At 57.4% G+C, this 5,105-nt stretch carries 3 protein-coding genes; 2 read left to right on the top strand and 1 reads right to left on the bottom strand.

Going from position 1 to position 5,105, the window contains the following annotated elements:
* Window positions 1–330 precede the first annotated feature (330 nt).
* A complete protein-coding gene (locus GNZ12_RS12805; RefSeq protein ID WP_172310678.1) occupies window positions 331–1,956 on the top strand; it encodes a sensor domain-containing diguanylate cyclase in 1,626 nt (541 codons plus the stop codon).
* A gap of 694 nt (window positions 1,957–2,650) precedes the next feature.
* Window positions 2,651–2,938, top strand: coding sequence for a hypothetical protein (locus tag GNZ12_RS12800; RefSeq protein ID WP_172310677.1), 288 nt, complete (start codon window positions 2,651–2,653; stop codon window positions 2,936–2,938).
* A gap of 1,059 nt (window positions 2,939–3,997) precedes the next feature.
* On the opposite strand, the gene GNZ12_RS12795 is transcribed toward GNZ12_RS12800, so the two are convergent.
* Complete coding sequence (locus tag GNZ12_RS12795) at window positions 3,998–4,927, bottom strand: helix-turn-helix domain-containing protein (protein WP_172310676.1); 930 nt, start codon at window positions 4,925–4,927, stop codon at window positions 3,998–4,000.
* Between the last annotated feature and the right edge of the window lie 178 nt (window positions 4,928–5,105).

The raw sequence follows: 5,105 nt of genomic DNA, 5'->3' as shown, positions 1-5,105 counted from the left end.
ACATTGCGCTCAAAGTGACGCCCTGCGAACAGATCCTCCATACTCTTGAGCTTGCTCATCGTCGGCTCTCAAATCGGTCAGCCTGACACTTTAACCGAGTCGCCTTCGCTATTTGCACCAGAGCCCCGCGACCAACCGGTTCGCGGCAACCGCGCAAGAACAGTCGATTTAAGCCTCTGCGCCAATGCGATACGTCCGAATAATGTGCATGCCCGCGTGCTTGCCTGTGTCTGGTGGCGAACTCGCGACGCGGGCTCAAGACCTCTCGCACGCGAGCGGACGTCAAGATGTACGCCTGGATGCCGATATACTCGCTATGCGTTTGCGATTATGGCGACTTTCCCGGCAGAAAATACCTCACCGCCAAGCGCTTTCAAGCTGTTTACGGAGAGTAGTTTGATTTTGAATAAACCGTCCATCATCTGGCGCGCGATAACCTTTGTGGTGATCGTTTGCCTGTCGCTCGTTGTGCTTGATGGCTGGCGAAGTTGGACCGCACGGGCAGTCGAGCTGGGCGAAATGGACGTCGCCACGGGGAATCTCTCACAGGCAATGGCTCAGCAGGCCGACGACACATTCAAGGAGGCAGACACCGCGTTGCTGGGCATTGTTGAGCGCGTGCAGTACGACGGGACCGGCCCGGCGGCTCTTAAACGATTGCACAATGTTCTCGTGATGCGTCAAGAGGCGCTTCCCCAGCTTGCCGGCCTTTTTGTCTACGACGAAAAAGGAATCTGGATCGCCAATTCCACATCGACCCCACTCAATCGATTCAATAACTCGGATCGTGAATATTTCATCTTTCATCGAGACAACGCTGATCCTGGTCCGCACATTGGTGTCCCGGTAATAAGCAGATCGAGTGGAAAGTGGGTGATTCCCGTTTCAAGAAGAATCAATAAACCGGATGGCAGTTTCGGCGGCGTTGTGTTGGCAACGGTCGATATTGAATTTTTTAAGGCCTTCTACAATAGCCTTCAGATTGGCAGCGCGGGCGCCGTTGCCCTCGTCCTGAATAGCGGCGTGATGCTGATTCGTCGACCGTTCGACGTAAAAGTGATCGGCAAAAACATGCGGGGAACCGAGTTGTACCGCTATTACACGACGCGAGGTCCGGTCGGAACGGCTTTCATCAGGTCAGCGCAGGATGACGTCACGCGGCTGAACAGTTATCGTAGCCTCCCGCACTATCCGGTCTTTGTAGCCGCTGCGTTGTCCAAGGATGAGATTTTGCATGAGTGGTGGCGCGACACGATCTGGCATTCCGCCGGCGTGCTTTGCCTTGTAATTGTGGTGGGCCTGTTCGGCTGGCATCTGATCCGGCAGATCGAATTGCGAACGACTGCCGAAGCGGAGCTGACAAAGACGCACGCCTCCCTTGAAACACTCAATCGGACCCTTGAACGACTTGCAATGCAGGACGGCCTGACGGGGCTCGCGAATCGCCGCCAATTCGATGTCGCATTGCATAACGAATTCAGTCGCGCCACCCGTCAGGCGAGCACACTTGCACTGATCATGCTGGATGTCGATTGCTTCAAGCAATACAATGACATCTATGGGCATGCAGCGGGCGATGACTGCCTGCGAACAATTAGCCATCTCATCAGGGATCTGACAGCCGGACGTCCGGGAGACCTTGTCGCCCGCTATGGTGGAGAGGAGATTGCAGTGCTACTTCCGAATACGGATGTAGCTCATGCCGTAGCAATCGCGGACACTATCCGTAGCGCCATTCGTGGCCTGGAAATTGAACATTCGGGCAACCCGACTGGCTTCGTCACGATAAGTGCAGGTGTCGACGCGCGGATCCCGATTCGAGGCGCGGGCGAGCCTACAGAGCTGATACTGGCTGCCGACAAGGCGCTGTATGAGGCAAAAAGCACAGGGCGAAATCGGGTACTTGCCGCCAGGGGTAACTTCCCGTCGTCGGCTGCAGCATCACATGGTAACTGAGCGCCGCAGACCCGTTGCGTCTTGCAAAGGATGGGCCATGAGCAGGTCTGCTGCAGTGACGGATTCAGGATTCTCCGAACCACCGGCGAAGGCAACCTTTACGATAGGGTCATCCCATGTTGGATGAATCGTCCTCCCTGCTCCCGCCCCAGCGCTTCACGTATCTGCATCACGGAGTGCCCCGCGCGCACTGGGTTCGCTCGCCCACGATTGCGCTGCAGCGGTCTTCAATAGACGACCAGGCGGTCATTCGCGACTGTGCCTCCGACAGTCTTTTCATGGCGGCCGTTGCCTGTCGGCGATCGGAGCACGCGACCCACAAGGGACCGCCGGTTTTCTCGATAGCAGACGCTCGCTGACGATCAGTCACTCAGCGCCTTCGTGCTAAACCGGGCCCTCTACTACGCTCACGAATGTCTCGTTGGAGATGCGTTGCCTGCCGCCCCCAAGGGACCGTGTTCCGGCTGGATTGCATGGACGCTGCCGCCCCGTCTGCCTGGAAGGGCATCTTTTAATTGCCGATGTGCAGAAGCACTGGCGCGGATCTATAACAGTATTGTGGCCCGAAGATAACGTGCTGCCTGTTCGCCGGCCCCGACGCCGGCAATTCACCCCTGGAGGTTTAGCGAATACCGCCTGATGAATCCATGCTTTGTCTGTTCGAATCCCGATTGGCCAGGTATCGGAGGCAATCATGAAGTACGAGTACCGGGGTTGGGTCATTGACGCAACCCCGGAATTTTCGCTTGGACAGTTCTTCGCACATGCGCGGATCATCCGGGCGTCGCCTGACGATGATGCGGACACTGAAATGCACATCGAGCGCAATCTTGCCTGGTTCGAAAACGAAGACGAGGCGATCGAGGTCGCGCGGCAATGGGCAATTGAGTGGATCGACGCGCGCGACGATAGCGTCGCCAGCACGGAGGCTGGTTTATCGACGAGGCAGGACGATATAGCGGCGAAGGCCCCGGCCAGATGAACGTCTGGATACATGATCCTGATGCCGGACGACCGGCGCTGCAGCCATTTCGCAACGCCTGCGTCACCGATGACACAGGTCCGCTCCACGACAGTCACGGCAACGCGGCCTCTCGCAAATATTCAGACGAGATACCTGATTGCTTCGGAAACAAGGATGTGTAGGATGGAACCAACGTCAGCGCCCCGTGCGCGGCGTGTGTGTTCATGCCGCAGCAATGTCTGCGGCTTTTTTCATGCATCCGGAATCTCTCCGGCGTTCGCGCGGGCCATCCGGCGTCGCGGACTTTGACGGCACCAACCGCCGTGCCGACTTACCGCAGGGAAAATGGCGGCCTCGGGCGTCGCCGGCCATCGATATGGGCTTTTGCGTATTCAACGGCAAACCGGCATGCCGCGCTCTCGGATGCGAAGTAACCAAGAATGCCAAATGTTTCGCGTTTGCCGTTCCGGTGCGTGACTATCGCCGTTGCTGCGTAGCCTGGGATGGAAACCGGGGAGAGAGGCATGATCGTCGATGCCTTGTATTCCACAGGATCAGCGTGCATGGCATGTCGCTCCTTGTCGTCGTTCGGCGAGCCAACTGTGGCACCTCAATTATTTCATCGTAGGACAATTGTGCGACGATCAAAAGGCGCAGGGCCTGACTTGCGGCAAAAGAGACGGTCGATGCGGCGGTGGTCAACGCGCCCAATGTTGCCGCTGCAAAGCAACATAGCGCAGCGGCTAATCTGGGTGTGCCGCTTCGCCACCAACGCAAGCATTCCCGTTAGAAGGTCCCGGCCCATAATGAAGCGTCAAGATCAACCTGTGCTGCTCATGCGAAGGAGACTGGCCGACGGACAACACACAGGCAAAATCTGCGGCTGAGCGTTACGAAGCCTGCCGTGTCATCGATGAAGGATGTTCTCATCCCATGGCCGCATGCATCGACATGATCGACGCTGTTTCTGCCACCGGCTTAAGAAACGAGCTGCTCGCTGTTCGCGATGCCTTGCAGCGACTCCACGCTGCTGCATCGGACTCACACGATGAGGCAGCCAGGGCCAGAATGACCTGATCAGCTACGGCGTCTTGTCAGCAGGTCTGCCACCCCGGCACGGGTGGCAATTTCCCAGATATATCCGCGCGAATAATCGACGCCCACCCGCTGATGAAGCGCCCTGCGCAAACGCGCGTTTGTCCAGTGATCAGCCTCTATGCCGTGTGTTCGAGGCGACTGCCTGAGCGCCGCGGCAACCCATGCCAGTGTTTCCTCATTGATCGTCAGGCGCTTCTTCTCCGTGCGCTGCTTCGGTAGTCGCATCCGGTGCTCCAGTCCGAGTTTCCCGACGACGGTTCTCACGTGTCCACCGGAATGGTAAACGTCGAACTTCTCCTTGATTAGCTTTTGAACATCCCCGTTTCTCCAGAGTTCGGTTTCATAGCCATGGGCCATGGGACTGCGCTCCAACGTCGCCCGTAACCATTCAAGCGCTTCGGGGCCAAGTGTAGCCTTACGCCCGGATGACTTGAGCTGTTCAACAGCCTTAACTCCATCAGCAACGACCATTGATCTGTATTTTGTAACGGTGCGCAAGCTGATGTTGAGCGCTTTCGAGACGCGCTCGACAGTGTCCCCATCCAGCAACATTTTCGCAGCAACCTTTCGGCGCGCGGCATAGACGTCGCTTTGCGACTTCTGGGCGGCCGCACGCAGCGGATTTTCTGAAGTTGAATAGGTGAGTCGGTATGCGAGGCCATAACCCCGAACAATGTGGGCAACATGCGAAGCTGAAAACTGCACTCCCAAACGCCGAAAGATCAATTCGCGCAACTGGCTTATGGTCCAGGTCGGCCCTGGATAGCCGTGAAGCCCAGGTGAGTGCTTGATCGCGCTAACGAGCCAGCTTTGCGAAGCGTCATCCAGTCGCGGGACATTCCCGTGAATACGAAGGCGCGCAACGGCCTCAGGTCCGCCCCTTTCTATCAGGTCCTTGTACTTGCTCACAGTCGGAAGACTCAGCCGGGTCTTCCTGGATACGTCGCTAATCCTTTGCCCTGAAGTTGACCCGCGAAAACGGACGCCTATCCTTTTGAAGAGGAGGTGCCGAAATGGGCAAGCATCGTACCCCGTACCCGTCGGAATTCCGGGCACAAATGGTTGAGCTGGTGAAGGCCGGGCGCAG

Origin of the sequence: Paraburkholderia solitsugae (assembly GCF_013177695.1) — a bacterium.
In the GTDB taxonomy this organism is placed as follows: Bacteria; Pseudomonadota; Gammaproteobacteria; order Burkholderiales; family Burkholderiaceae; genus Paraburkholderia; species Paraburkholderia solitsugae.
Note: the sequence above shows the minus strand (reverse complement) of the source record. Positions and strands in the feature narration are given on the sequence as shown.

Bases quoted from the DNA above. Each gene is read 5' to 3' on its own strand.
- GNZ12_RS12805 (WP_172310678.1), top strand. From the start codon at position 331: ATGGCGACTTTCCCGGCAGAAAATACCTCACCGCCAAGCGCTTTCAAG.
- GNZ12_RS12800 (WP_172310677.1), top strand. From the start codon at position 2,651: ATGAAGTACGAGTACCGGGGTTGGGTCATTGACGCAACCCCGGAATTT.